The sequence below is a fragment of the Spirillospora sp. NPDC049024 genome (assembly GCF_040649235.1).
Lineage (GTDB): Bacteria > Actinomycetota > Actinomycetes > Streptosporangiales > Streptosporangiaceae > Spirillospora.
Genome location: NZ_JBEZFD010000010.1, coordinates 100,413 through 126,224 on the forward strand (window position 1 = coordinate 100,413; position 25,812 = coordinate 126,224).

The 25,812-nt window shown below is 73.0% G+C and carries 22 protein-coding genes and 1 pseudogene; 14 read left to right on the forward strand and 9 right to left on the reverse strand.

Going from position 1 to position 25,812, the window contains the following annotated elements; genetic code table 11:
- Window positions 1-194: 194 nt before the first annotated feature.
- Complete coding sequence (locus tag AB0C21_RS20015) at window positions 195-533, reverse strand: HGxxPAAW family protein (RefSeq protein ID WP_500205900.1); 339 nt, start codon at window positions 531-533, stop codon at window positions 195-197.
- A 182-nt stretch (window positions 534-715) separates the two neighbouring features.
- Between AB0C21_RS20015 and secA the strand changes: the two genes are divergently transcribed.
- The gene (secA, locus tag AB0C21_RS20020) at window positions 716-3,583 is read left to right on the forward strand and encodes a preprotein translocase subunit SecA (protein WP_500205901.1); all 2,868 of its coding nucleotides are present in this window, start codon (window positions 716-718) and stop codon (window positions 3,581-3,583) included.
- A 68-nt stretch (window positions 3,584-3,651) separates the two neighbouring features.
- Here secA and AB0C21_RS20025 read toward each other — a convergent pair whose 3' ends face one another.
- The 3 genes from AB0C21_RS20025 to AB0C21_RS20035 all read right to left on the reverse strand — a co-directional run bounded on the left by AB0C21_RS20025 (window position 3,652) and on the right by AB0C21_RS20035 (window position 6,470).
- A complete protein-coding gene (locus AB0C21_RS20025; protein ID WP_500205903.1) occupies window positions 3,652-4,122 on the reverse strand; it encodes an Rv3235 family protein in 471 nt (156 codons plus the stop codon).
- A 221-nt stretch (window positions 4,123-4,343) separates the two neighbouring features.
- Complete coding sequence (locus tag AB0C21_RS20030; protein WP_500205904.1) at window positions 4,344-5,708, reverse strand: PTS transporter subunit EIIC; 1,365 nt, start codon at window positions 5,706-5,708, stop codon at window positions 4,344-4,346.
- A gap of 21 nt (window positions 5,709-5,729) precedes the next feature.
- Window positions 5,730-6,470 carry a GntR family transcriptional regulator gene (locus AB0C21_RS20035; RefSeq protein ID WP_353817187.1) on the reverse strand — a complete coding sequence of 247 codons (741 nt, stop codon included), beginning with the start codon at window positions 6,468-6,470 and terminating at the stop codon, window positions 5,730-5,732.
- A gap of 478 nt (window positions 6,471-6,948) precedes the next feature.
- On the opposite strand from AB0C21_RS20035, the gene nagA reads away from it, so the two are divergent.
- The 7 genes and pseudogenes from nagA to ptsP all read left to right on the forward strand — a co-directional run bounded on the left by nagA (window position 6,949) and on the right by ptsP (window position 12,634).
- Window positions 6,949-8,109: an N-acetylglucosamine-6-phosphate deacetylase gene (nagA, locus tag AB0C21_RS20040; protein ID WP_500205906.1), complete on the forward strand. Its 1,161-nt coding sequence runs from the start codon at window positions 6,949-6,951 to the stop codon at window positions 8,107-8,109.
- Window positions 8,106-9,146, forward strand: coding sequence for an SIS domain-containing protein (locus AB0C21_RS20045; RefSeq protein ID WP_500205908.1), 1,041 nt, complete (start codon window positions 8,106-8,108; stop codon window positions 9,144-9,146). The genes nagA and AB0C21_RS20045 overlap by 4 nt, the downstream gene beginning before the upstream one ends.
- A 39-nt stretch (window positions 9,147-9,185) precedes the next feature.
- Window positions 9,186-9,425: pseudogene (locus AB0C21_RS20050) on the forward strand (PTS sugar transporter subunit IIB); the annotation flags it as partial.
- A gap of 35 nt (window positions 9,426-9,460) precedes the next feature.
- The gene (locus AB0C21_RS20055) at window positions 9,461-9,910 is read left to right on the forward strand and encodes a PTS sugar transporter subunit IIA (protein ID WP_500205909.1); all 450 of its coding nucleotides are present in this window, start codon (window positions 9,461-9,463) and stop codon (window positions 9,908-9,910) included.
- Window positions 9,911-9,984: 74 nt separating this feature from the next.
- Window positions 9,985-10,662: an HAD family hydrolase gene (locus tag AB0C21_RS20060; RefSeq protein WP_149259187.1), complete on the forward strand. Its 678-nt coding sequence runs from the start codon at window positions 9,985-9,987 to the stop codon at window positions 10,660-10,662.
- Between the two features lie 15 nt (window positions 10,663-10,677).
- The gene (locus AB0C21_RS20065; RefSeq protein WP_149259188.1) at window positions 10,678-10,950 is read left to right on the forward strand and encodes an HPr family phosphocarrier protein; all 273 of its coding nucleotides are present in this window, start codon (window positions 10,678-10,680) and stop codon (window positions 10,948-10,950) included.
- Window positions 10,951-10,963: 13 nt separating this feature from the next.
- Window positions 10,964-12,634: a phosphoenolpyruvate--protein phosphotransferase gene (gene ptsP / locus AB0C21_RS20070; RefSeq protein WP_500206182.1), complete on the forward strand. Its 1,671-nt coding sequence runs from the start codon at window positions 10,964-10,966 to the stop codon at window positions 12,632-12,634.
- Between the two features lie 7 nt (window positions 12,635-12,641).
- On the opposite strand, the gene AB0C21_RS20075 is transcribed toward ptsP, so the two are convergent.
- The 4 genes from AB0C21_RS20075 to AB0C21_RS20090 all read right to left on the reverse strand — a co-directional run bounded on the left by AB0C21_RS20075 (window position 12,642) and on the right by AB0C21_RS20090 (window position 18,770).
- Window positions 12,642-13,142: a hypothetical protein gene (locus AB0C21_RS20075; protein WP_500205912.1), complete on the reverse strand. Its 501-nt coding sequence runs from the start codon at window positions 13,140-13,142 to the stop codon at window positions 12,642-12,644.
- 101 nt (window positions 13,143-13,243) lie between these two features.
- A complete protein-coding gene (locus AB0C21_RS20080; protein ID WP_500205914.1) occupies window positions 13,244-14,890 on the reverse strand; it encodes a glycoside hydrolase family 3 protein in 1,647 nt (548 codons plus the stop codon).
- 180 nt (window positions 14,891-15,070) lie between these two features.
- A complete protein-coding gene (locus AB0C21_RS20085) occupies window positions 15,071-17,221 on the reverse strand; it encodes a transglycosylase domain-containing protein (protein WP_500205915.1) in 2,151 nt (716 codons plus the stop codon).
- A 379-nt stretch (window positions 17,222-17,600) separates the two neighbouring features.
- Window positions 17,601-18,770, reverse strand: a complete 1,170-nt coding sequence (locus AB0C21_RS20090; RefSeq protein WP_500206183.1) for an N-acetylglucosamine kinase — start codon at window positions 18,768-18,770, stop codon at window positions 17,601-17,603.
- Window positions 18,771-18,858: 88 nt separating this feature from the next.
- Here AB0C21_RS20090 and AB0C21_RS20095 point away from each other — a divergent pair, with 88 nt between their 5' ends.
- Window positions 18,859-19,839: a MurR/RpiR family transcriptional regulator gene (locus tag AB0C21_RS20095; protein ID WP_235036767.1), complete on the forward strand. Its 981-nt coding sequence runs from the start codon at window positions 18,859-18,861 to the stop codon at window positions 19,837-19,839.
- Window positions 19,836-20,732, forward strand: coding sequence for an N-acetylmuramic acid 6-phosphate etherase (locus AB0C21_RS20100; protein WP_149259193.1), 897 nt, complete (start codon window positions 19,836-19,838; stop codon window positions 20,730-20,732). The genes AB0C21_RS20095 and AB0C21_RS20100 overlap by 4 nt, the downstream gene beginning before the upstream one ends.
- Window positions 20,733-20,752: 20 nt before the next feature.
- Here AB0C21_RS20100 and AB0C21_RS20105 read toward each other — a convergent pair whose 3' ends face one another.
- Window positions 20,753-21,949, reverse strand: coding sequence for an acyl-CoA dehydrogenase family protein (locus AB0C21_RS20105; RefSeq protein WP_500205918.1), 1,197 nt, complete (start codon window positions 21,947-21,949; stop codon window positions 20,753-20,755).
- Window positions 21,950-22,010: 61 nt separating this feature from the next.
- Between AB0C21_RS20105 and AB0C21_RS20110 the strand changes: the two genes are divergently transcribed.
- From AB0C21_RS20110 to AB0C21_RS20125, 4 genes are all read left to right on the forward strand, one after another.
- Window positions 22,011-22,646 carry an HAD family hydrolase gene (locus tag AB0C21_RS20110; protein WP_500205919.1) on the forward strand — a complete coding sequence of 212 codons (636 nt, stop codon included), beginning with the start codon at window positions 22,011-22,013 and terminating at the stop codon, window positions 22,644-22,646.
- Between the two features lie 25 nt (window positions 22,647-22,671).
- Entirely contained in the window at window positions 22,672-23,181 is a 510-nt protein-coding gene (locus AB0C21_RS20115) for a DUF6912 family protein (protein ID WP_500206185.1), read from the forward strand.
- 78 nt (window positions 23,182-23,259) lie between these two features.
- Complete coding sequence (gene pruA / locus AB0C21_RS20120; protein ID WP_500205921.1) at window positions 23,260-24,888, forward strand: L-glutamate gamma-semialdehyde dehydrogenase; 1,629 nt, start codon at window positions 23,260-23,262, stop codon at window positions 24,886-24,888.
- Between the two features lie 114 nt (window positions 24,889-25,002).
- The gene (locus AB0C21_RS20125) at window positions 25,003-25,713 is read left to right on the forward strand and encodes an HAD family hydrolase (protein WP_149259197.1); all 711 of its coding nucleotides are present in this window, start codon (window positions 25,003-25,005) and stop codon (window positions 25,711-25,713) included.
- Window positions 25,714-25,812 lie beyond the last annotated feature (99 nt).

The window sequence follows — 25,812 nt, forward strand, 5'->3', positions numbered from 1 at the left end:
TGATCGGGAGGAAGGGCGCAGGCGGCGGCGCGCCGAGGACGGCGGACAGCCTGAGTTTTACCCCCGGCGGCTCGGACGCGGTGGGGCGGCAGGGCGGGAGGCTCAAGAAGCCGCCCCCGGGGCCGGTGGGGCGCTCGCGGTGGGCGAGGGCGTGCCGGGGGCCGGGGGCGGCTGTCGAAGGGGCCGGGGGCCGGTCAGCCGTGGGGGGCCTGCTGGGTGTCGGTGGCCACGGGGGTGTCGAGGACCTCGCCGGCCTTGCCGCCGCGCCGCTTGGACGACTGGGATCCGAACAATGAGTAGTCGACGATCTCGGGGATGACGCGGGGCGCGTCCACGACGACGTCGGAGAACAGGTGGACGGCCCAGCTGACGAGCAGGCCGAGCACGATGATGCCGCCCCCTGCCCAGAACATGACCCACAGAGGGCCCAGGCAGAGCCCGACGCCGCCGACCACGAAACCGGCGAAGATGACGGCGACGGCGATCCACGAACTGGGCCGGCCGGCGTGCGAACCGTGCGACTCTTCAGACATAGCGGCTCCCTCCTGAGGTGTGGGACATCTTCTCCGAGGCCCCGAAAGTCAAACGGGGCGCGCTGTGGATTGCGCTCCGGAGTGACCTAGACCATTCTGGGTCTCGCCTACGATGGGCATCGTACGTGTGGTGTGCGCGCCGCCTGGAGCGGTGACCCACGATCTGCAAGGAGCCTTCGAGAGTGCCGCCAGTCATCGACAAGATCCTTCGTGCGGGCGAGGGAAAAACTCTGCGCAAGCTCAAGAAGCTCGCGGATCAGGTCAACTCGATCGAGGAGGACTTCCTCGAGATGAGCGACGCCGAGTTGCGCGAGCTGACCGACAAGTACCGGGAGCGACTCGCCGACGGCGAGTCCCTGGACGACCTGCTGCCCGAGGCGTTCGCGACCGCACGCGAAGCCGCCAAGCGCGTCCTCGGCCAGCGGCACTACGACGTCCAGGTCATGGGCGGCGCGGCGTTGCACCTCGGCAACATCGCCGAGATGAAGACGGGTGAGGGCAAGACCCTGACCTGCGTGCTCCCCGCCTACCTCAACGCCCTCTCGGGCGAGGGCGTCCACGTGGTCACGGTGAACGACTACCTGGCCAAGCGCGACGCCGAGTGGATGGGCCGCGTCCACCAGTTCCTCGGCCTCGAGGTCGGCGTCATCCTCCCGCAGATGACCCCGGACGAGCGCCGGGCGGCCTACAGCGCCGACATCACCTACGGGACGAACAACGAGTTCGGGTTCGACTACCTGCGCGACAACATGGCGTGGAGCCTGGAGGAGTGCGTCCAGCGCGGCCACAACTTCGCGATCGTCGACGAGGTCGACTCGATCCTCATCGACGAGGCCCGGACCCCGCTGATCATCTCCGGCCCGGCCGAGCAGAACTCCAAGTGGTACTCGGAGTTCGCCAAGATCGTCCCGCGGCTGAAGCGCGCCGAGCTGATCAGCACGGCCGGGCAGGTCGACGAGTACGGGCCGGGCGACTACGAGGTCAACGAGAAGAAGCGCACGGTCGGCGTCACCGAGTCGGGCGTCGAGAAGGTCGAGGACTGGCTCGGCATCGACAACCTCTACGACTCGGTCAACACGCCGCTGGTGAGCTTCCTCAACAACGCGCTGAAGGCCAAGGAGCTGTACAAGCGCGACAAGGACTACGTCGTCATGAACGGCGAGGTCCTGATCGTCGACGAGTTCACCGGCCGCATCCTCCACGGCCGCCGCTACAACGAGGGCATGCACCAGGCCATCGAGGCCAAGGAGGGCGTGGCGATCAAGGACGAGAACCAGACGCTCGCCACGATCACCCTGCAGAACTACTTCCGCCTCTACAACAAGCTGTCCGGCATGACCGGCACGGCCGAGACCGAGGCGGCGGAGTTCAACAAGACCTACAAGATCGGCGTGGTGCCGATCCCGACGAACAAGCCGATGATCCGCAAGGACGTCGCCGACGTCGTCTACAAGACCGAGCAGGCCAAGTTCGAGGCCGTGGTCGACGACATCGCCGAGCGGCACGAGAAGGGCCAGCCGGTCCTGGTCGGCACGACGTCGGTGGAGAAGTCCGAGCGGCTGAGCAAGATGCTCAAGCGGCGCGGCATCCCGCACGCGGTGCTGAACGCCAAGCACCACGAGCAGGAGTCGGCGATCGTCGCGGAGGCGGGCCGCAAGGGCGGCGTCACCGTCGCGACGAACATGGCGGGCCGCGGCACCGACATCATGCTCGGCGGCAACCCCGACTTCCGCGCCGACCTGGAGCTGCACCAGCGCGGCCTCTCGCCGCTGGAGACGCCCGAGGAGTACGAGGCGGCCTGGCCCGAGGCGCTGGAGAAGGCCAAGGAGGACGTCAAGGGCGAGCACGAGGAGGTCGTCGACGTCGGCGGCCTGTACGTCCTCGCGACGGAGCGGCACGAGTCGCGGCGCATCGACAACCAGCTGCGCGGCCGCTCCGGCCGCCAGGGCGACCCGGGCGAGTCCCGGTTCTACCTGTCGCTGGAGGACGACCTGATGCGGCTGTTCAACTCGGCCCGCGTCGAGGCGATCATGACCCGGCTGAACATCCCGGACGACGTGCCGATCGAGTCCAAGATCGTCACCAACGCGATCAAGTCGGCGCAGAGCCAGGTCGAGCAGCAGAACTTCGAGATGCGCAAGAACGTCTTGAAGTACGACGAGGTGCTGAACCGCCAGCGCAAGGTCATCTACGCCGAGCGCCGCAAGGTGCTGGAGGGCGAGGACCTGCACGAGCAGGTCCGCCGGATGATCGACGAGGTCGTGGCCGGCTACGTCGCGGGCGCCACCGGCGAGGGCTTCGCCGAGGAGTGGGACCTCGACAAGCTGTGGAAGGCCTTCAAGCAGCTCTACCCGATCTCGATCACGGTGGACGAGCTGGTCGAGGACATCGGCGGCGACATCTCCTCCCTGGACGCCGAGACCCTCGCCGACAAGATCCGCGAGGACGCCCGCGCGGCCTACGACAAGCGCGAGGAGGAGCTCGGCTCGGAGGTCATGCGCGAGCTGGAGCGCCGCGTCGTGCTGTCGGTGCTGGACCGCAAGTGGCGCGAGCACCTCTACGAGATGGACTACCTCCAGGAGGGCATCGGCCTGCGGGCCATGGCGCAGCGCGACCCGCTGGTGGAGTACCAGCGCGAGGGCTACGACATGTTCAACGCGATGCTCGACGGCATCAAGGAGGAGTCGGTCGGCTACCTGTTCAACCTCGAGGTCGAGGTCGAGGAGCAGCCGGAGGCCCCGGTCGTGGGCGCCGCGCCGGTGTCGGTCGCCAAGTCCGCCACCGCGGTGGACATGGAGAAGGCCGACGAGGCGGAGCCCGAGGAGGCCGAGGAGGCCGTCGCCATCAAGGCGAAGGGCCTCGACGAGCCGAAGCGCCCGAAGAAGCTGGAGTACTCGGCCCCGACCGTCGACGGTGAGGGCGGCGTCGAGCACCACAGCGAGGAGACCGCCGACGAGTACGCGGGCGTGAACCGCAACGACCCGTGCCCCTGCGGCTCGGGCAAGAAGTTCAAGCGCTGCCACGGCGACCCGCGCAACAAGGGCAAGTAGGGCGCCGGAGAGCACGAGCAGGACGCGGGAAGCGGCCTCCCGAGGTTTCGGGAGGCCGCTTCCGCATGTCAGGGGGCCGTCGTCTCCAGCGCCGTGCAGCGCCACCGCCCCCGCGCGTGCTCCAGCCGCAGGGCCAGCGCGTGGACGCGTCCGGCCACGACCACCACGGCGACCGCCTCCGCGACGGCGGGCGACGGCCGCTGCGCCCGCGTCGACAGCACCTTCGGCGGGACGACCCGCCCGCCGCGGGACACGGGGCCGCGCCGCGCGGCGAGCTCCCGGCAGACCGCCGGGACGGCCACGAGGGCCAGCTGCTGCGCCGGCCGTGCCCCCGCCAGGACCTCCACGGCGAGCCGCACGGCGGCCTCGGCGACGGCCTGGACCTCCGCGTCCACCCCGTCCGCCGGCCGGACGAGCCGCAGTCCGGGCCCGCGCGGCGCGGCACCCGCCGCCGGGCGCAGCGCCAGCGCCCCCTGAACGCCGGGCGCCGGACGGTACCGAAGGAACCGCACCGCGGCGGTTCTGGGCGGACGAACCATGGAACCTCCTGAATCGCTTTTTGAAACAGGAGTCACGAAGCCTGTGGAAAATACGTCCTGACCGCATACGGCCGTTTCCGTAACACGCCCTGTGAACCGAATGCGGAAGGCGGCGGGACGCGAGGTGCGTCCCGCCGCCTTCGGGAGCGAGTCCCGGGGTGCGAGGACCCGGGACTCGGGAGGAGCCGGGGCGGCGGGTGCGCGCCGCCCCGGCTCGGGGCTCAGGTCGCCGGGGACTCCTGCGGTTCCGCGGTGCCCTTGCGCTTCTTCTTCTTGCCGCCGCCGAGCTCGGGGTCGGCCGCCGCGTCGACGGCGGTCGACTCCTCGTCGTCGGGTTCGCGGCCCGGGGTCGCGATGTTGAACTTCGTGATCAGGAACTTGAAGATGAAGTAGTACAGGAAGAAGTACAGGACGCCCATGCCGAGGATGAGCCACAGTCCCTTGGTGTTGTCCTTCGAGGCGTTCAGCAGCAGGTCGATGCCGCCCGCGGAGAAGCCGAAGCCGAGCTGGGCGCCGGCCGCCTCCAGGACCGCCATCGAGATGCCGGTGAGGACGACGTGCACGCCGTACAGGACGGGCGCGACGAACATGAACGCGAACTCGATCGGCTCGGTGACGCCGGTGACGAACGCGGTGAGCGCGGCGGAGATCATGATGCCGCCGACCGCGGGACGGCGGTGCGGGGGAGCGGCGCGCCAGATGGCGAGGGCCGCGCCGGGCAGGCCGAACATCAGCACGGGGAAGAACCCGGCGAGGAAGCCGCCCGCGTGCGGGTCGCCGGCGAGGTAGCGGTTGATCTCGCCGTGGACGGTGCCGTCGGGGCCGTTGTAGGAGCCGAACACGAACCAGACGAGCGAGTTCGGGATGTGGTGCAGGCCGAACGGCAGCAGCAGGCGGTTGATGACGCCGTAGATGCCGGCGCCGGCCGCGCCCGCGCCGGTGATCCAGTTGCCGAAGTCGGTCAGCCAGCTGCCGAACACGGGCCAGATGAAGCCGATCACGACGCCGAGCGCGAGGGCGGCCACCGCCGTGATGATCGGGACGAACCGGCGCCCGCCGAAGAACGCCAGGTAGGTGGGCAGCTTCACCCGGTAGAAGCGCTGGTAGAGCAGCGCGGCGACGACGCCGATGAGGATGCCGCCGAGGACGTCGGTGGGGTTCTTGGCCCCGAAGTCGATGACCTCCTTGGGCGCGCCGTCCACCATCTTGGTGATCAGCACGTTGCCCTTGAGCTCGTCGCTGTGCGAGAACATGATCTTGGAGACCTGGTCGAACACCAGGTACCCGACCACGGCGGCGAGGGCGGTGGAGCCGTCGGACTTGCGGGCGAACCCGATCGCCACACCGACCGCGAACAGCAGCGGCAGGTAGCTGAACAGGGCCTGGCCGGCGCCGCCGACGACCTCGGCGACGCGGGTCCAGCCGAGGCCGTCCTCGCCGAGCATGTCGGGCTGGCCGAACCGGAGCAGCAGCGCGGCGGCGGGCAGCACGGCGATCGGCAGCATCAGGCTGCGGCCGATCCGCTGCAGCACCGCGAGGGCGCTCGACCCTCGGCGCGGCGCGGAGTCCACTGTTGTCGCGGTCATCGCGAGTTCCTCCTCAGGGGATTAGGAGTGCGGCGGGGGATTTCCGAGGGCCGTGTGGATCTGGTAGCGGTCCGCTCTGTAGGTCGACACGCCCAACTCGGCGCACACTCCTCCGGTGTAGGAGCGCCGTTGCAGGAGCAGCACGGCACTGCCCCGGGCGATCTGCAGGTGCCTGGCGTCGGCCGCATCGGCCAGGCTGGCGTCGATGGTCTGGTCGCCCGCGTCGAAGACGAGCCCGTAGACCGCTTCGAGGACGCCGTACAGCGAGCGGTCGGCGAGCCTGCGGTCGAGCAGGTCGGGTGCGAGCGAGGCCAGGATGTGCGCGCGTTCGAGTGCCATCGGCTCGCCGTCGGCGGTGCGCAGCCGCTCGATGACGTGGATCTCGGTGCCCGGCTCGACGTCGAAGATCCTGGCCAGCCGCGCGTCGGCGGGGACCGTGCGCCGGTCCAGGTCGACGGCGCCGGGCCGCAGTCCGCGGGCCAGCATGTCCTCGGTGAACGAGACCAGCCGGAGCGGCATCTCGATCTTGGGCCGGGCGACGAAGGTGCCCTTGCCGGGGACGCGGTAGAGCCGCCCCTCGGACACGAGCTGGTCGACGCCCTGCCGGACGGTCATGCGGGACAGCTGGTACCGGACGCACAGCTCGCGCTCCGAGGGGATCGGGGCGTCGACGGGCAGTTCCGCGCTCTCGATGAGGTCGAGCAGGATCGCGCGGAGCTGGAAGTACTTCGGTACCGGGCTGTGCGGGTCGATGGTGGTCACGGGGGTGTCCTCGATGGCCGGTGGCCGGATCGATGGGATGCGCCGGGTCTCGACGGTGGGGTTGGCGGGATCGGGGCTGTGACGGTGCTGCTTCGACGGTATTCGATTTGGTTCGTACTGGTCTAGGCCGGACTAGACCACAGCATCGAAACGCATGTCAATGCACGAATTCGTAACGGCCAGATCACGCCGCGACGACGTCAAGATCGGCGAAGTCGCAGGTCAGGCCCGGACGTCGGACGGCACCTCCGGTTCGACTCGGGGGCGGGCTCGTCTCGGACGCCCTCCGTCACGTGCCGGCGCGTGGGCCTCGCGGTGTCTGCCGGGTGCCGGCTCAGGGGTCGGACGAAGTTGCGTTCCGCATCTTCATCTCGCTCCGATTCGTGGAGTATGGTGCGTACTGGTCTAGTCCGGACTAGACCAGTTGGAATCCGCAGGAAACCATCCGCGATCATCGCGTCACAGAGAGCGCGCCCCCATGGCATCACTGCTGATCACGGCCGACCGCATGATCCTCACCCCGGCGGGCGGTCCGCACCGCGTCGTGTCCCCGGGATACGTCCGCGTGGCGGACGGTGTGATCGCGGAGGCCGGCGAGGGGCGTCCGCAGGGCGCGCCGGACGTCCACCTGCCCGACGGCCTCCTCGCGCCCGGGCTCGTCGACCTCCAGGTGAACGGGTACTTCGGCCACGACATGGTGGACGCGGACGAGGCCGCCTGGCACACCGTGGTGTCCCGCCTCCCCGAGACCGGTGTGACCGCGTTCCTCCCCACCTTCATCACGGCTCCGGTGCGGACGCAGGCCGAGGCGCTCCGCCGCACCCGCGATCTGCTGCCGGGCCTGCCCGCCGGGACGCGCGTGCTCGGCGTCCACCTCGAAGGCCCGTTCCTGTCGGAGAAGCGCAAGGGCGCGCACAACGCCGCGCACCTCACCGACCCCCTGCCCGGCGACATCGAGACCCTGCTGGAGACGGGCCTCGTCAAGCTGGTCACGCTCGCGCCCGAGCGGAACGGAGCGCTGGAGGCGATCCGCACCCTGACCGCGGCCGGCGTGCTGGTCAGCGTCGGGCACAGCGACGCGACCGCCGCGCAGGTCGCCGCCGCGGCCGACGCCGGCGCCCGCAAGGTCACCCACATCTTCAACGCGCAGACCGGCGTCCACCACCGCGACCCGGGCGTGGCCGTGCAGGCCCTCATCGACGAGCGCCTGAGCCCCGGCCTCATCCTCGACCTGCACCACGTCGGCCCCGAGGTGGCGACGCTGGTCTTCCGGGCCGCGGCGGGACGGGTCGTGCTCGTCACCGACGCGGCCTCGGCCGCCGGGATGCCGCCCGGCGCCTACGACCTCGGCGGCGAGCCCATCACCATGCCCGAGCAGGGCCCGCCGCTGCGCGCCGACGGCACCATCGCCGGATCCGGCCTCCGGCTGGACGAGGCGGTCGGCAACGCGATCGCGCTCGGGGTCGGCGCCGCCGCCGCGGTGGACGCCGCGACCCGGATCCCGGCCGACCTCGTCGGCCGGCCGGACCTCGGCCGGATCGCCCCCGGCGCGGCGGCCGACCTGGTCTGGCTGGGGCCGGACCACCGGGCGCATGCGACGTGGGTCAACGGGCAGGAAGTCTTCGGAGGGGGATCATGACAACCCAGATGCGCGCCGAGATCGGTGAGCAGCCGGACGCGCTGCGCCGGACGATCGACGCGCTCCTCCCGCGCACGCCGGACATCGCGGCGCTGGCGCGGGAGACCCGGCAGGTGCTGTTCATCGCGCGCGGGTCGTCCGACAACGCCGCGGTGTACGGGCGCTACCTGGCGGAGTCGCACGCCGGGCGGCTGGCCACGCTGGCCGCGCCGTCCATCGCGACCGCCTACCGGCGCCGGCTGGACCTGTCCGGCGTGCTGGCCGTGGCGATCAGCCAGTCCGGCAAGACCGAGGAGATCGTCGAGACCCTCGACTGGGCGCGCGACTGCGGCGCCCGGACGGTCGCGGTCACCAACGGCGCCGGGTCGCCGCTCGCCGAGGCCGCCGAGGTCGCGCTGGTCACGCAGGCGGGCGCCGAGATCGCCGTCCCGGCCACCAAGACCTACACGACGCAGCTCGCCGCGCTGTCGGTGCTGGGCCTCGGGCTCGGCGCGGACGTCGCCGAGGACGACCTGCGCCGCGTCCCCGACGAGGTCGCCCGGATGGTGGAGCTGACCGAGGCGTCGCCCGCCCTCCCGGAGATCGTCGAGGAGCTGGCGAAGGTCCCGGGTACGGTGGTGTCCGGGCGCGGCATCGCGTTCGGCACCGCACTGGAGCTGGCGCTGAAGATCAAGGAGGCGTGCTACCTGCACGCCATGGGCCTGTCGTACGCCGACCTGCTGCACGGCCCGATCGCGGTCGTGGACGCGCAGACCCCGGCGCTGCTGGTCGCCGCCGACTCCGGCCCGACGCTGCCCGGCACCGTCGCGCTGGCCCGGCGGGTGCGCGGCGCCGGGGCCCAGGCGTTCGGCGTCGGCGGCGGCGCGGAGCTGGCGCGGGCGTGCACGGCCGCGCTGCCCGGCCCCGGCCTTCCCGAGTGGGTGGCGCCGCTGGGCCTCATCGTCCCCGGCCAGATCATGGTCGAGAACCTGGCCCGCCGGCTGGGGATCGACCCCGACGTCCCGCGCGGGCTCAACAAGGTGACCCAGACGGACTGAAGTCCGCGACCCCCACCCCGAGAAGACCGAGAAGAGAGTAAGAACATGGACAAGGCCGAGGCCATCGTCGCCGCCCTGGGCGGGGCCGACAACATCGTGGAGATCGAGCCGTGCGCGACCCGGCTGCGCACCGAGGTCTCCGACGCCGGAAAGGTCGACGAGGCGGCGCTGAAGAAGGCGGGCGCGTACGGCGTCATGCGCAGCGGCACCGTCGTGCAGGTCGTCGTGGGCCCGGAGGCCGACACCATCGCCAGCGACATCGAGGACATCCTCGACTGACAGGACCTCCTCGACCGACCAAGGGAACCCCTCTGATGACCCGAGTACTGTCCCCGGTCGCCGGCCGGGTCGTCGGCCTCGCCGGCGTCCCGGACCCGGTGTTCGCCCAGGCCATGGTCGGCCCGGGCACGGCCGTCGACCCCGTGCGCGGCCCCGGCCACGCCATCGCGCCCGTCACCGGGAAGATCGTCAAGCTGCATCCGCACGCGTACGTCGTGGTGGACGCCGAGGGCCACGGCGTCCTCGTCCACCTCGGCATCGACACCGTCAAGCTGAAGGGGCAGGGGTTCGCGCTCCTGGCCGCCGAGGGCGACGAGGTCACGGCCGGGCAGCCGGTCGTCGGCTGGGACCCGGCCGTGATCGAGGCGGGCGGCCGCTCGCCGATCTGCGCGGTCGTCGCCCTGGACGCGGGCGCCGACGCCCTGTCGGACGTGCGCGAGTCCGGCGAGGTGACGGAGGGGGCCGAACTCTTCACATGGACCTGAGCACGGGGACCGGAGCACATGGAGCTGGGCACATGGAGCTGGGCACATGGAGCTGGGCACATGGAGCTGAGCACATGGCGGTGATCGGTCTCGGCGCGGCCGTCTTCGACCTCGACGGCACGCTCATCGACACCGAGCCGCGCAACCGCGTGATGTGGTCGCGGCTGTTCGACGCGCACCGCGTCCCCTACGACGAGACCCTGATCGGCTCGTTCGCGGGGCGGCGCGGGCACGAGGTGCTGGCCGACCTCGCGCACCTGTTCCCCGGCCGGACCGTCGAGGAGCTCTTCGAGCAGGCGATCTCCTACGAGTCGCTGCCGGGGATGCCGGACGTCGCCCCCGTCCCCGGCGCGGTCGACCTCGTCCGGTCGCTGGCGGACGCGGGCGTGCCGCTGGCGGTCGTGACCTCGGGGCAGCGGCCCTACGCCGAGCGGCTGCTGGACGAGCTGGGCGTCCGCTCCCTGCTCGACCTCGTCGTGACGGCGGGGGACGTGGTCACGGGCAAGCCGCATCCGGAGGGGTACCTGGCCGCCGCGCGCGACCTGGACGTCCCGCCGGAGGAGGCGATCGGGTTCGAGGACGCCCCGGCCGGCGTGGCGGCCGTCAAGGCGGCCGGGATGACGTGCGTCGGCGTCATCACCACCCAGTCGGTGGGCGCGCTGGCCAAGGCCGACCACGTGGTGGCCGATTTCATGGAAGTGGACGTCGTGCCGGGCCCCGCGCTGCGGGTGCTCCGGACGGTAACGAGCTGATTGGGAGTGTGTGCGGTGACCGAGCGCAACGTCAAGATCGAGTCCAGGGTGGGGCTGCACGCGCGGCCGGCCGCGCTGTTCGTCCAGACGGCGGCCAAGGCCCCGATGGACGTGACGGTGGCCAAGCGCGGCGGCGCCCCGGTGAACGCCAAGAGCATCCTCGCCGTGCTCGGGCTCGACGCGCGGCACGGCGAGGAGGTCGTCCTGTCCGCCGAGGGCGAGGGGGCCGACGAGCTGCTCGACGACCTGGAGAAGCTGCTGTCCACCCCGGAGCCCGAGGGGGCGTGACGTGGGCCAGGTGATGCAGGGCGCGGGCGTCAGCCCCGGCGTCGGGGTCGGGCCGGTGCGCACGATCGCCGGGGCCGTCCCGGAGCCGCCCGCCGGGTCGCGGCACGGCGGCGATGCCGACGCCGAGCGCGACTCCGCACTGGCCGCGCTGGAGGCCGTCGCCGCCGACCTGGAGGAGCGCGGGGAGCGCGCCGCCGCGGCCGGCAACACCGACGGGCGCGACGTGCTGAACGCGCAGGCGCTGATGGCCCGCGACCCCGGCCTCGCCGACGGCGTCCGCGCCAAGATCGTCGAGGGGACGGCGGCGGCGCGCGCCGTGTTCGAGGCGTTCGGCGTCTACCGGGAGATGCTCGCCGGGGCCGGCGAGTACATGGCCGCGCGGGTCACCGACCTCGACGACATCCGCGACCGCGCGATCGCGCGGCTGCTCGGCCTCCCGGTGCCGGGCGTCCCGGAGTCCGGCGAGCCGTTCGTGCTCGTCGCCCGCGACCTCGCCCCCGCCGACACGGCCGTCCTCGACCCGGCGCAGGTCGTCGCGTTCGTGACGGAGGAGGGCGGCCCGACCAGCCACACCGCGATCCTGGCCCGGACGATGGGCGTCCCCGCGGTGGTCGCGCTCCCCGGCGCGACCGCGCTCTCCGAAGGGACCCGTGTCCTGGTCGACGGCGCGGCGGGGACGGTGCGGCCCGACCCGTCCGAGGCCGAGGTCGCCACGGCGCGGGCCGCTGCCGCCGCCCGCGCGACCGCGCTCCAGGAGTCCACCGGTCCCGGCGCCACCGGCGACGGGCATCGCGTCCCGCTGCTGGCGAACATCGGCGGTCCGAAGGACGTGGAGGCCGCGCTGGCGAACGGCGCCGAGGGCGTCGGCCTGTACCGGACGGAGTTCCTGTTCCTCGACCGGGCGGCGCCGCCGTCCGACGAGGAGCAGGAGGAGGCGTACCGGAAGGTGCTGGAGGCGTTCCCGGAGGGCCGCGTGGTCGTCCGGACGCTCGACGCCGGGGCCGACAAGCCGCTGGCGTTCCTGCCCGCACCCGGCGACGAGCCGAACCCGGCGCTCGGCGAGCGCGGCCTGCGGATGATGCGCCGGCACCCCGGCGTGCTGGCCTCCCAGCTCGCCGCGCTGACCCGCGCCGCCGCCGGTCTCAGCGCCAAGCTGCAGGTCATGGCGCCGATGGTGACGGACGCCGACGAGGCCGCCGGCTTCGCCGCCGCCTGCCGGGAGGCCGGCGTCGCGCATCCCGGCGTCATGATCGAGGTGCCGGCCGCCGCGCTGCGCGCCCGCGACCTGGCGTCCGAGGTGGAGTTCTTCAGCATCGGCACCAACGACCTCACCCAGTACGCGTGCGCGGCGGACCGCCAGGTCGGCGGCCTCGCGCACCTCCAGGACCCGTGGCAGCCCGCCGTCCTCGACCTGGTCGCCCCCGCGGCCGGCGCGGGCGTCCCGTGCGGGGTGTGCGGGGAGGCGGCGGGCGATCCCGCGCTCGCCTGCGTGCTGGTGGGGCTCGGCGTGACGTCGCTGTCGATGAGCGCGCCGTCCCTTCCGCTGGTGCGGGCCGCGCTGGTGCGGCACACCCTGGAGCAGTGCCGCGCGGCGGCGGAGGCGGCCCGCGCCGCCCGGACCGCCGAGCAGGCCAGGGAGGCCGCCCGCGCCCACCTGCCGGGGCTGGCGGACCTCGGGCTCTGACCCGGGGTCAGCCCGCGACCTGCCAGCGCGCGCCGTTCCTGCGCAGGACGAAGCTCGCGGCGAGCAGGCCGCCGGGGCGGGCGGGCGCGCCCTTCCACCGCAGGTCCTCGAACCGGACGGTGCAGTCCGCGCCGCCCGGCCCCACCTGGCAGGCCGGGACGGTCACGCCGCGCAGCGCCGCGAGGTCCTGCGGGCGCAGCTTCGCGCGGGCCCTGCCGAGCCCCGGACGGCAGCGGCCGGGCCCGCCGAACACGCGCCGCTCGTAGGCGGGCGCCAGGTACGCGCACGCTTTGACGTTCCCCACCGCGACCCCGCGCAGGTACTTGTAGAGCGCCATCCGTGCCGGGAGGGTGCGTCGCTGCGGTGCGGCGGAGGTGGACGCGTCGGGGGCGGGACGGGAGTCGCCGGGCTCGGGGGTGAGCGGCGGCATCGTGACCTCGTTCCCGCCCCCGCACCCCGCCAGCAGCGGGAGCAGTGTCAGGGCGGCGACGAACCGGCGGGCGCGCACGAAGACCTCCTGGGGGCGCGAAGGCGGCCCGATCCTCCCAGCCGACCGGCCTTCGCGTCCATCGGGCGGAGCGCTACCGGCAACCGCCTGCCGGGAGCCGCCTACCGGTACCCCAGCCCGTGCCCGGCGGGTTTTCCGCCCGCGGGCACCGGCAGCCTGCCGGTGGGCTTCACCGCCCCGCTCAGCACCTTGGCCAGGGCGTCCACCGACACCCGGCTGGAGGAGTAGGTGGCGAGCGCCGCCTTCGCGCCGCCCGCCGAGTCGAGGTCGTAGGGGCGGCCGAGCGCGGCGACGACCACCGGCTTGGACCCCAGCGCCCGGATCCGGGACGCGGTCGCCGCCCCCGCGTTCACGGTGGTCAGCACCGTGACGTCGGCCGAACCGGGCGCCGCCGTCGCGACCCCCTGGCGGCGCAGCGCCGCCAGCAGCCGGCCGCTGTCCGGCCCGGACACCGCGACCTTCCTGCCCTTGAGCGGGAGCAGGCCGCCGTCGTTGCGGACGAGGGTGACCGAGTGCTCGGCGACCCGCCGCGCGGTCGCCTTGTGCGCGGGCGTGCCGACGGCCGCCGCGGCCTTGGCGGGATCGGCGGCCGTCCCCTGGAACAGGCCGCGCCGCTGCTTGAGCCGGAGGATCCGCGTCACCGACTCGTCCAGCCGCCGCTGCGTGATCTTCCCGGTCCGGACGGCCTTCACCACCGCGTCGTAGGCGCGCGGCAGGTCCGGGGGCATCAGCAGCTGGTCGGCGCCCGCGTTGATCGCCCTCACCGGGACGGCGGCGTCGCCGTACTTCTCGCGGACCCCGGCCATCTCCAGCGAGTCGGTGGTGATGACGCCCTGGTAGCCCAGCTTCTCGCGCAGCAGCCCCGTCAGGACCGTCTTGGAGAGCGTGGACGGGTCGCCCGACCCGTCGAGCTTCGGGACGACGATGTGCGCGGTCATGATGAGGTCGACCCCCGCCGCGACCGCCGCCTTGAACGGGGGCGCGTCCAGCTTCTCCCACGTCCGGGGCGAGTGCCGGATCACGGGCAGGCCGGTGTGGCTGTCGGTGGCGGTGTCGCCGTGGCCGGGGAAGTGCTTGGCCGCGGCCGCGACCCCGGCCGCCTGGAAGCCGCCGATCGCGCCCTGCACCAGCGTGGACGCCAGGGCGGGGTCGGACCCGAACGAGCGCAGCCCGATCACGGGGTTGCGCGGGTTCACGTTGACGTCGGCGTCCGGCGCGTAGTCGAGGTTGATGCCGACCGCGCGCAGCTCGGCGCCGGTGACCTGCGCGGCGGCGCGCGCGTCGGCCGGGCTGCGGGTCGCGCCGAGCGCCATGTTGCCGGGGAACGTCGTGACGAACGGCGTCCGCGACACGATGCCCTGCTCCTCGTCCACGCCGAGCAGCAGCGGGATCTCCGAGGCCTTCTGCAGCGCGTTGGACTGCGCCGCCGTCCTTGCCGGACTGCCGATGTTGCCGGGGAAGTAGATCAGCCCGCCGACGCGGTACTTCCTGATCTTCGCGAGCGCGTCGGCGCGGCTGGAGAAGGTCGGCACGAACAGCTGCCCGACCTTCTCCGGCACGCTCATCTTCGCCACCCGGCCGGGGATCCACGCGTCCGCCGCCGCGCTCGGCGAGGCCGGGGAACCGGGCGCGGCGGAGCGGGCGGACGGCGTCCGCCCGCCCTTCCCGCCCTCGCCGCCGCCGCAGCCCGCGGCCCCGCCTGCCAGCAGGACCGCCGCCGCGAGCGCGAGGGATCGTGAGGCACGCACCCGGCCAGGCCCCCCGGGATGGTCTCGGTCACTCGGTCGCATCGGACGCCCGCGACCGTAGCCGCCCCCGGGGGCCGCTGTCGACTCGATCTCTCCCGGTTCGGCGGCGGCGCCCCGGGTCAGGTGCGGCTCTCCCGGCTCAGAAACCGGTCTCCTCGTTCAGCGTGGACTCTCCCTCGTTCAACGCGAGGTGGTGGACGGGGCGGGGGTCGCGCCGGCCTTCGCCTTGGCGGCCTTGCGGCGGGCGATCTCCGGCGGCAGAGCGGGGGAGGGCGTGGTGGAAGGGGAGCCGCCGTCCCGCCCGCCGGGCTTCGGGTCACCGGGGTTCGGCCCGGACCGGTTCTGCTTCGCCGGGTCGGCGTCGACCCAGTTCGCGGCCACGCCGGAGAACGCGGGCTCGGGGAACGGCAGGGCCGGCAGGTCGCGGGCGGCCTTGTCCATGAAGGACCGCCAGATCGTCGCCGGCAGGTTCTCCCCGGCGACCGTCCCGGCGAAGCCGGGCAGATCCCGCAGCGGGGCGGCCTTGGCGTTGCCGATCACCACGGCCGTCGAGACCTGGGGGACGAAGCCGACGAACCAGGCGGCGCGGTTGTGCTCGGTGGTGCCCGTCTTCCCGGCGGCCTCACGATCCGGCAGCGCCGCGCGCGTACCCGTCCCGCTCCTGACGGTGGCCCGCAGCGCGTAGGTGGCCTGCGCCGCCTGCTCGGAGTCCAGCACCCGGCGCCCCGGCCGGTCCCAGGGCAGCGGGACCCGCCGGCCGTGCGCGTCGACGACCCTGGTGACGAGGTGGGGCACGACGGCCGTCCCGCCGTTGGCGAACGCCGCGTACCCGGCGGCCTGGGTGACGGCCGCGACGTCGGGGGTGCCGAGCGCGACCCCGGCCTGCCCCTTGAACGGTGCGAGCGCCGAGGAGGGCACCCCGAGCAGCCGCGCGGTCTCCAGGACGTCCGGGATGCCCGTCTTCAGCGCGGCCTTCACGTATCCGGTGTTGACCGACAGGGCCGTCGCCTTGACCAGGTCCATCGCGCCGAGCGAGCCGATCTCCTCGTCGTTCTCGACCTTGTAGCCCGGCGCGGTCATCGGCGTGACGTCGCCGTTCGGCGCGAACTTCTGCGGGGAGCGGCCGCTCACCCTCGTCCGGACGCTGAGCCCCTTGCGCAGCGCGGCGGCCAGCACGTACGGCTTGAACGTGGAGCCCGCCTGCGCGACCGGCGCGAACACCGAGTCGATCTGGCTGCGCTTCGGGTCGCCGCCGTAGAGCGCCCTGACCGCGCCGGTCCGGGAGTCGACGGCGACGAGGCCGGCGTGCACGGTCCCGGGCCACCGCGGCTCGTCCGCCGCGCGCATGGCCTGCTCGGCGTGCCGCATCCAGCGCTGGTCGAGCCCGGTGTAGATCTTCAGGCGGCCGTTGACGACGCTGTCCATCGGGATGCCGACGCTCGCGAGCTCCTCCTCGACCCGGTGCCGGACGAGGAGGTCCTGGCCGGACAGGCCGACGCCGGTCCACTCGTCCTGCGTCCGCGGGAAGCGCTGCCGGTCGGCCTCGGCCCGGCTGAGCCTGCCCATCGAGACCATCCCGTCCAGGACGTACTTCCAGCGGGCGCGCAGCGCGCGGGCCGCGGGGCCGTCGCCCTGCGTCCGGAAGTACGCCGGCCGCTGGATCATCGCGCCGAGCAGGGCGCACTCGGCGGTGTCGAGCTGCCAGACGTCCTTGTCGAAGTAGGCGCGGGCCGCCGCCTGCACCCCGGACGTCTGCCGGCCGAAGTAGATCGTGTTGAGGTAGAGGTCGAGGATCTCGTCCTTGCCGCGGTTCCGGTCGAGCTTCATCGCGATGAAGATCTCCTTGACCTTGCGGTGCATCGTCCGGTCGCGGCTGAGCCCCTTGAAGTAGTTGCGGGCGAGCTGCTGGGTGATGGTCGAGCCGCCCTGCGTGTCGCCGCCGGACGCGTTGTTCCACAGGGCGCGGAACGTCCCAGTGGGGGAGACGCCGTGGCCGCCGTAGAAGCCGCGGTCCTCGGCGGAGAGCACCGCCCAGCGCAGCCGGTCGGGGATCTGGTCGTGCCGGACGTTCTCCCGGTTGGCGCCGAGGCGGAACAGCGGCGTGCGGCCGTCGGCGTAGTAGACCGCGGAGCCCTCGTCGGTGACGCCGTCCTGCGGCTGCGTCGGCACCGGCGTCCGGATGTAGGCGACGACGACGGTGGCGGCGGCCAGGACCACCGTTGTGATGATCATCACGATCAGCGTGCGGCCCGGCCGCAGCCGGGTGCGGACGGCGCGGGGCAGGCGGGTGAGGGCGGGCCGGAGACGGCGCGCCCTGGGCAGGGAGTGCATGGGACCTCGTTCGACGTGGAGTACGGAGTCGGCCGTCGTCCGGGCCAGGGAGCACAGGGGCGGGCATGCGTGGGCATGCGCCCAGGCAGGGGGCGCATGCGGGTCGTGGAGCATCCCGCGCGGACGACGCTGCTGAGTTGTTGCAGCCGAATCTGTAGAGCCACGTCTGTGGCCGGTGGTCCCGCGGGACACGGCCCCATCGGGACCGCTCCCACGGCTCTGTCACCACCGTGGTAACAGCTTAATCACGATGGACCCCTGGATCGCAGGTGTTTGCGGATCTTCAGCGGGGTCCATCGCGACGAACCTGGCGGCCGGGCCGGATCGGGACGGCCGGGCCGGAGGCGGGCGGGCCCTCCGCCGCGGCGGCGGGGACGGCTCAGCCGGGCAGCGGGTGGCCGAGGCGGCGCAGCGCCATCCCGGCCGCGCCGACGGCCCCGTCGCCGGCGCTGCGCGGCGGCTCGGCGAAGCGGGCGCGCAGTCCGGAGCGGACGGCCTCGGCGACGGGGCCTTCACGGAGCACCGAGCCGTGCATGACGACCGGTGCGCGGGGATCGGACAGGGCCGGGCGCACCGCGTCGACGTCGGCCAGCAGCCACTGCGCGGCCTCGTCGGTGATGCGCCTGGCCACGGGATCGCCGGCGGCCGCGGCGGCGGCCACCACCGGGCCGAGCCGGCCCAGCGCCGCCGGCGGGCGGCCGTAGACCTCCTTGATGATCGCTTGGGCGAGCCGGGGATTGGGCGGGGTCCCGGGCGTCTCCGGATGGCAGGGCGCCCCGCCTCCCGGGGCGGTATAGCGGGCGGACGGCGGATAGGCGGACTCGGGCGACAGGACGGCGGTGCCCGAGGCGCGCCCGCCGGAGGAGCCTCCTCCGGCGGAGAGCGCCGCGGCCTGCGGCACCACGGAGCCCGGTGACGGCGAAGGGGCGCCGGCCATGGCCAGCGCCCTTGGGTGGCGGGGTCTTCGCCGTTCCGAGTCGATCTCCGCGACCACGGTGGCGCCGAGCAGCGCCCGGGGGACCGAGTCGGTGAGCAGCGTCGGGGAGCCGCGGCCGTCGTAGGCGGCGAGCGCGGCCCGGACGGCCTCCTTCCCGAGCCACACCGCCGAACCCTCGTCCCCGACGAGCCAGCCGTAGCCGTCCGCGCGCTGCACGATCGCGCCGTCGTTGATGACCGCCGCGCCGGCGCCCGTGCCGGAGAACACCACGATGCCCTTGGGCTCGCTGGTTCCGGCGGCGAACGCCACCGCGATGTCGGTCACCACCGCGGGCGAGCCGCGCAGCCCGACGGACTGCCAGGCCCGCCGGGCCGCCGCGACGGCGGCGGGCCGGCCGGCCGAGCCGGCGCCGGCGATGCCGAACACGCCGGTGAGGATGTGGGTACGGTCGAGGTCTCCGAGCGCCTCCCGCAGGGCGGTGGTCAGCGCCCCCGCGGTGTCGCCTCCTGAGTTGGGGTTGGCCCCTGGGCCGGTGCCGGAACCGGCCAGGGCTCCCCCGAGCGTCAGCACGACGCAGCGGGTCTTCGTGCCACCCGCGTCGATACCGACCACGTAAGGACCGGCCAAATGGGTCAACACATGGCGACCGTAGCCTTTCCTAACGTTGACGTGACATCCTGCGCGTAAGAAAATTTCCTCCATGAGGAAACCCATCGGCCCCGGTCGGGGCCCCGAGCGGGGGATCACGGGGGAGCCCGCTGCGCCACGGGACGACGCGGCGGGCAAGGACAAGGACGCCACGCCGCTGAGCACCGTGGTGCGGGTCCGTTCGCTGCTTCCCTCGCTGCCCCCCGCCGAGCGAAGAGTCGCTCAACGCGTCATCGACGACCCCGAAGGGGTCGCCAACTCGACCATCACCGAGCTCGCCCAGAACTGCGGCACCTCCGAGACGACCGTCATCAGGTTCTGCAGGGCGATCGGGTTCCATGGTTACCCAGAGCTGCGGCTGACCCTCGCCACCGAGGCGGGACGGGCCCAGAGCGCCACCGGCGGCCGGGTCATCGGCAGCGACATCAGCCCCGACGACTCGCTAGAGCAGATCGTGGAGAAGGTCACCTTCGCCGACGCGCGGGCCGTCGAGGAGACCGCCGCCCAGCTCGACATCAAGATGCTGGAGCAGGTCGTGGACGCGGTCGTCGCCGCCGACCGGGTCGACGTCTACGGCGTCGGCGCGAGCGCGTTCGTCGCGGCCGACTTCCAGCAGAAACTGCACCGCATCGGCCGGGTCTGCTCCGCCTGGGCGGACGCCCACATCATGCTGACCAGCGCCGCCGTGCTGAACGCCGGCGACGTGGCGATCGGCATCTCGCACACAGGCGCCACCGTGGAGACCATCGACGCGCTGGAGGTCGCCAAGACCAGGGGCGCCAAGACCGTCGCGCTCACCAACTTCCCGAAATCCCCCATCGCGGAGGTCGCGGACCTGATCCTGACGACCGCCGCGCGGGAGACGACGTTCCGCTCGGGCGCCACCGCCAGCCGGCTGGCGCAGCTCACGGTGGTGGACTGTCTCTTCGTCGGAGTTGCGCAGCGCACCTACGGGTCTACCCGCAAGGCCCTCGAAGCCACGTACGAGGCGGTCCGCGGACGGACCGTGCGACCCGACCGGAGGCGTCGGTGATCGATTGCGAGCTCCCCACGGAGGGACGGAACCCCCGGACCCTCGACGTCGACACGCTGCCGACCATGGAGGTGCTACGCCTGATCAACTCTGAGGACGCGACCGTGCCGAGGGTCGTCGCCTCCGTCCTGCCCGAGGTCGCCCGGCTGGTCGACCTCGCCGTGGAGTCGCTGCGCGCGGGCGGCCGCGTGCACTACTTCGGCGCCGGCACGTCCGGCCGGCTCGCGGTGCTCGACGCCGCCGAACTCCCCCCGACGTTCGGCATCTGGGGCCGGGTCGTGGCGCACCACGCCGGCGGCCCCGGCGCGCTGTCGCAGGCCGTCTCCGACGTGGAGGACGACGTCGAGCTCGGCCGCCGGGACGCCCGCGACGTCGCGCCGGGCGACGTCGCGATCGGCATCGCGGCGAGCGGCCGCACCCCGTACGTGGTGGGGGCGCTGCGCGCCGCCGCCGCGGTCGGGGCGCGCACCGCGCTGATCAGCTGCAACCCGCACACGCCGTACGGGGCCGAGGTGGAGGTGCACATCGGGCTCGCCACCGGACCCGAGGTGATCAGCGGGTCCACCCGGATGAAGGCGGGCACCGCGACCAAGCTGGTGCTCAACTCCTTCTCCACCACCCTGATGATCAGGATGGGGCGCACCTACTCCAACCTGATGGTCAGCGTGAACGCGCTGAACGCCAAGCTGCGGGCCCGGCTGGTGCGCATCCTCACCGAGGCGACCGGGATGGACGCCCGCACCTGCGAGAACGCGCTGTCCGAAGCGGGCGGCAACACCCGCGTCGCGCTGGTCTCCCTGCTCGGCGAGGTCCCCGCGTCCCGCGCCACGATGGTCCTGGAGGAAACAGACGGAGGCGTCAGAGAAGCCCTTCAACGCCTGAGATCTGCCTGAAGGAGGTGGGGGCTGCTGGGTCAGGGCTCGTAGCGGCGTAGTTCCTGGCGGGCCACGGTGCGGACGTGGACCTCGTCGGGGCCGTCGAAGATGCGCATGGCGCGGACCCAGGAGTACATCGAGGCCAGCGGGGTGTCGTCGGAGACGCCGGCGGCGCCGTGCACCTGGATCGCCCGGTCGAGCACCTCGTGCGTGATGCGGGGCACGACCACCTTGATCGCGGCGATCTCCGTCCGGGCGCCCTTGGCGCCGTGCCTGTCGATCAGCCAGGCGGTCTTGAGGGTCAGCAGCCGGGCCTGCTCGATCGCCATCCGCGACTCGGCGATCTGCTCCCGGACGACGCCCTGCCTGGCCAGCGGCCCGCCGAACGCCTCGCGGGAGAGGGCGCGGCGGCACATGAGCTCCAGCGCCCGCTCCGCCATGCCGAGCGCCCGCATGCAGTGGTGGATGCGGCCGGGCCCGAGCCGGGCCTGCGCGATCATGAATCCGTCGCCCTCGGCCGCGAGGATGTTGGACGCCGGCACCCGGACGTCCTCGAAGAGGATCTCCGAGTGGCCGTGCTGGTCCTGGTAGCCGAACACGGGCAGGTGCCGGACGACCGTCACGCCCGGGGTGTCGCGCGGCACGAGCACCTGCGACTGCCGCCGGTGCGCCGGCCCGTCCGGATCGGTCTTGCCCATCACGATGAAGATCTTGCAGCGCTCGTCGGCGGCGCCGGTGATGAACCACTTGCGGCCGTTGACCACGTACTCGTCGCCGTCCCGGACGATCGAGGTGGTGATGTTGGTGGCGTCGGAGGAGGCGACCTCCGGCTCGGTCATCGCGAACGCGCTGCGGATCTCCCCGTCCAGCAGCGGCCTGAGCCAGCGCTCCTTCTGCTCGTCCGTCCCGAACATGTGCAGGACTTCCATGTTCCCCGTGTCGGGCGCCGCGCAGTTGACCGCCTCCGGGGCGAGGTCCGGCGAGCGCCCGGTCAGCTCGGCGAGCGTCGCGTACTCCAGGTTCGACAGCCCGGACACGTCCGGCAGGAACAGGTTCCACAGGCCGCGCCGGCGCGCCTCGGCCTTCAGCTCCTCGACGACCGGCGGCAGCGCGTGCGGGTCGTTCTCCGCCCGCCAGGCGGCGTAGACGGGCTCGGCCGGGTACACGTGCGCGTCCATGAACTCCTGGAGGCGGTCCCGGTAGTCGCGTGCCTTCGGGCTGAGTTCGAAGTCCATGGGCGGCATTCTGACAGAACGTGATTCGGTCGATTCGCCGAGGATCGCCTACCATCGGCGCGTGAGCGTCAAAGCTGTGATCACCGACTGGGGCGGCGTCCTCACCTCCCCCCTGGCCGACGCCATCCAGGTCTGGCTCGCCGCCGACCGCATCGACGTCGAGCGCTACAAGACCGTGATGCGCGCCTGGGTGAAGCAGGCCTACGACGGCGCCGGGACGAACCCCGTCCACGGCCTGGAGGACGGCTCGCTGCCCACCGCCGAGTTCGAGCGGCTCCTCGCGGCCGAGCTGCTCACCGTCGACGGCGACCCCGTGGAGGCCGCCGGGCTCATCACCCGCATGTTCGGCGCGTTCGCCCCGGTCGAGCCGATGTACGACGCGCTGCGCGAGGTCCGCGCCACCGGCGCCCGCACCGCCCTGCTGTCGAACTCCTGGGGCAACGAGTACCCCCGCGACCTGTTCGCCGAGCTCTTCGACGCGGTCGTCATCTCCTGCGAGGTCGGGATGCGCAAGCCCGACGAGCGGATCTTCCGGCACGCCCTGGACCTGCTCGGCCTGGCCGCCGCCGAGTGCGTCTTCATCGACGACATCGAGCACAACGTCCGCGCCGCCGAGTCGCTCGGCATCCGCGGCATCCTGCACACCGCCCCCGACACCACGATCGCCGAACTGCGCGGAATGGACCTGCTGCCCTGACCGTCTGGCAGACTTGCTGACCGTCATGCGCGTCTACCTGCCGTCCACGCTCACGCTGCTCGCCGGCGTCCACACCGCCCGGGAGATCGGCCCCGCGCCGCTCGCCGCCCACGCGGTCACGCCCGCGCTGCGGGAGTGGTACGCCGACGGCGACCTTGAGGAGCTGGAGTACGCGGCGATGTCCGCCGCCGCCCGCGCCTCGCTGCGCCTGCTCGCCGCCCACCCGTCCGCCCCGCGCCGCCGCGTCGTGCTCGCCGCGGAGGTCCCGGACGACCAGGTCGCCTGGGCGCGCGGCGACGCGGCCCTCGGCAACGGGGAGCGGGCCCTCGTCGAGCTCGCCGCCCCCGTCCCGTGGAAGCGGATCGCCTCCGGCCACGTGGACGACCCGGACGCCGTCCCCGACATCGCCGCCGCCGTGCAGGCCCTCGCGGCCGCCGACGCAGGCGACGACGACGCCCGCTTCACCGTGGACGGCGCCGAGGGCCACGAGCTCCTCTGGTACGCCACCCAGGAACTCGCCCACCTCCTCGACTAGCGGCCCTGGCGCGGGGTAGGTCCCCCGGCACGTCGGACTATGCCGTGACCATGCCGCCGGATCGCAGGGAGACGTCAGATGGACGCCGTCACCACCGTGCCGGTTCCGATGAACGAACCGGTCAGGACGTACGCGCCGGGAAGCCCCGAGCGGGCCGCGCTGGAAGCCAGGATCAAGGAACTGGGCGGCGCGCAGACCGAGCTGACCATGGCGATCGGGGACGAGCGGCGGATGGGGGCGGGCACCCCCGTCGACGTCGTGGAGCCGCACGACCACGGGCACGTCCTCGGCCGGATGGGCGAGGCCACCGAGGCGGACGTGACCGAGGCCATCGCCGCCGCGCGGGAGGCGGCGCCCGCCTGGCGGGCCATGTCCTTCGACGACCGCGCCGCGATCTTCCTGCGCGCCGCCGAGCTGCTCGCCGGGCCGTGGCGGGCCACGCTGAACGCCGCGACGATCCTCGGCCAGTCCAAGTCGGTGCAGCAGGCCGAGATCGACGCCGCCTGCGAGCTGATCGACTTCTGGCGGTTCAACGTCCGGTACGCCCAGCAGATCCACGAGCAGCAGCCGCTGTCGTCGCCGGGGGTGTGGAACAGGCTGGAGTACCGGCCGCTGGAGGGCTTCGTCCTCGCGATCACCCCGTTCAACTTCACGGCGATCGCCGGGAACCTGCCGACCGCGCCCGCCATCATGGGCAACGTCGTGGTGTGGAAGCCGTCCCCGACGCAGCAGCTCGCCGCCCACCACACGATGCGCCTGCTGGAGGCCGCCGGCCTCCCGCCCGGCGTGATCAACATGGTCACCGGGAACGGCCGCGCCGTCTCCGCGGTGGCGCTGCGCCATCCCGAGCTCGCCGGCCTGCACTTCACCGGCTCGGTCGCCACCTTCCAGCAGCTGTGGCGGACGATCGGCGAGAACATCGCCGGCTACCGCGGCTACCCCCGGATCGTCGGCGAGACCGGCGGCAAGGACTTCGTCGTCGCGCACCCGTCCGCCGACCCCGCCGTGCTGAAGACGGCGCTCGTCCGCGGCGCCTTCGAGTACCAGGGCCAGAAGTGCTCCGCCGCGTCCCGCGCCTACATCCCGCGCTCCATCTGGGACGGCATGCGCGACGACTTCTGCGCCGAGGTCGACGCCCTCACCATGGGCGACGTCGCCGACGACCTGTCCGCCTTCATGGGCGCCGTGATCGACGACCGCGCCTTCGCCAAGCTCCGCCGCGCCATCGAGCGCGCCCGCGGGATCGACAGCGCAACAGTGCTCGCCGGCGGCGAGATGGACGACTCGCGCGGCTACTTCGTGCGCCCCACCGTCCTGGAGTCGTCCGACCCCACCGACGAGATCTTCACCACCGAGTACTTCGGCCCGATCCTCGGCGTCCACGTCTACGACGACGTCGACTACGACAGCGTCCTCACCCAGATGGAGGGCGTCTCGGACTACGCCCTGACCGGCGCCGTCATCGCCGACGACCGCGCCGCCGTCGCCGAGGCCACCGAGCGCCTCCGCTTCGCCGCCGGGAACTTCTACGTCAACGACAAGCCGACCGGCTCGATCGTCGGGCAGCAGCCGTTCGGCGGCGCCCGCGCGTCCGGCACCAACGACAAGGCCGGGTCGATCTTCAACCTCACCCGCTGGACGAGCGCCCGCTCCATCAAGGAGACCTTCGTCCCGCCCACCGACCACCGCTACCCCCACATGGGCTGAGCTCCCCGCCCCCTTCACGACCGGTCGAAGCGGTGAGAGGCTTGACGATAGGCTCGCCTCGCCGTCCGAGGGGCGGCGTCTGTGCACACCCCCTGGAGCCGTCATGGGAACGGGATGTCGACGCTGAACCGTCTCGTGCTGTGGAACATCGACCACACCCTGGTCGACGTCGGACGGATCACCCGGGACGCCTATGCCGAGGCGTTCCAGCGGATCATCGGGCGGCCGCTGCTGCGCCTGGCGCCCACGCCGGGCCGCACCGAATCCGAGATCATCTTCGAGACCCTCGCGTTCAACGACGTCGTCACCACCGACGACCACCTCCCCGCCTTCTTCGACGCGCTGGCCGAGGCGTTCGCGAGCCGCCGCGCCGACCTGCGCGCCCACGGCCGCGTCCTCGCCGGCGCCCGCGAGGCCGTCGAGGCGCTCGCGCACGTGCCCGGCGTCGTCCAGTCGGTGCTGACCGGATCGCTCCAGCCGAACGCCGTGCTCAAGGTGACCGAGCTGGGCCTCGCAGGCCGCCTCGACCTCGAGGCCGGCGGCTACGAGAACGGCGTCTACAGCAAGGCCGCCCTCCTGGAGCTCGCCCGCACCCGCGCCGGGGAGCGGCACGGCGCCCGCTACCCCGAGTCCGCGACCGTCTACATCGCCGACTCGCCGCGCGACGTCCAGGCCGCGCACATCGCCCGCTCGCCGGTCATCGCCGTCGCCACCGGCAGCGCCACCGAGGCCGAGCTGCGCTCCGCCGGCGCGGACCGGGTCCTGGCGACGCTCGCCGACACGAACGCGGTGGTGAGCGCGGTCGCCGAGCTGACCCGGATGTGAGGCGCCGCGAGAAGACCCCCGGACGGGACGAAGATGTCACCTCGGGAGGGCAGCACGACGGGCGCGCCGTCGATAACTTCGGGTAATCACTTGACAACG

Coding starts and splice junctions, on each gene's coding strand:
- AB0C21_RS20015 (WP_500205900.1), bottom strand. CDS start 533: ATGTCTGAAGAGTCGCACGGTTCGCACGCCGGCCGGCCCAGTTCGTGG.
- AB0C21_RS20025 (WP_500205903.1), bottom strand. CDS start 4,122: ATGGTTCGTCCGCCCAGAACCGCCGCGGTGCGGTTCCTTCGGTACCGT.
- AB0C21_RS20030 (WP_500205904.1), bottom strand. CDS start 5,708: ATGACCGCGACAACAGTGGACTCCGCGCCGCGCCGAGGGTCGAGCGCC.
- nagA (WP_500205906.1), top strand. CDS start 6,949: ATGGCATCACTGCTGATCACGGCCGACCGCATGATCCTCACCCCGGCG.
- AB0C21_RS20045 (WP_500205908.1), top strand. CDS start 8,106: ATGACAACCCAGATGCGCGCCGAGATCGGTGAGCAGCCGGACGCGCTG.
- AB0C21_RS20055 (WP_500205909.1), top strand. CDS start 9,461: ATGACCCGAGTACTGTCCCCGGTCGCCGGCCGGGTCGTCGGCCTCGCC.
- AB0C21_RS20060 (WP_149259187.1), top strand. CDS start 9,985: ATGGCGGTGATCGGTCTCGGCGCGGCCGTCTTCGACCTCGACGGCACG.
- ptsP (WP_500206182.1), top strand. CDS start 10,964: ATGCAGGGCGCGGGCGTCAGCCCCGGCGTCGGGGTCGGGCCGGTGCGC.
- AB0C21_RS20085 (WP_500205915.1), bottom strand. CDS start 17,221: ATGCACTCCCTGCCCAGGGCGCGCCGTCTCCGGCCCGCCCTCACCCGC.
- AB0C21_RS20095 (WP_235036767.1), top strand. CDS start 18,859: ATGAGGAAACCCATCGGCCCCGGTCGGGGCCCCGAGCGGGGGATCACG.
- AB0C21_RS20105 (WP_500205918.1), bottom strand. CDS start 21,949: ATGGACTTCGAACTCAGCCCGAAGGCACGCGACTACCGGGACCGCCTC.
- AB0C21_RS20115 (WP_500206185.1), top strand. CDS start 22,672: ATGCGCGTCTACCTGCCGTCCACGCTCACGCTGCTCGCCGGCGTCCAC.
- pruA (WP_500205921.1), top strand. CDS start 23,260: ATGGACGCCGTCACCACCGTGCCGGTTCCGATGAACGAACCGGTCAGG.
- AB0C21_RS20125 (WP_149259197.1), top strand. CDS start 25,003: ATGTCGACGCTGAACCGTCTCGTGCTGTGGAACATCGACCACACCCTG.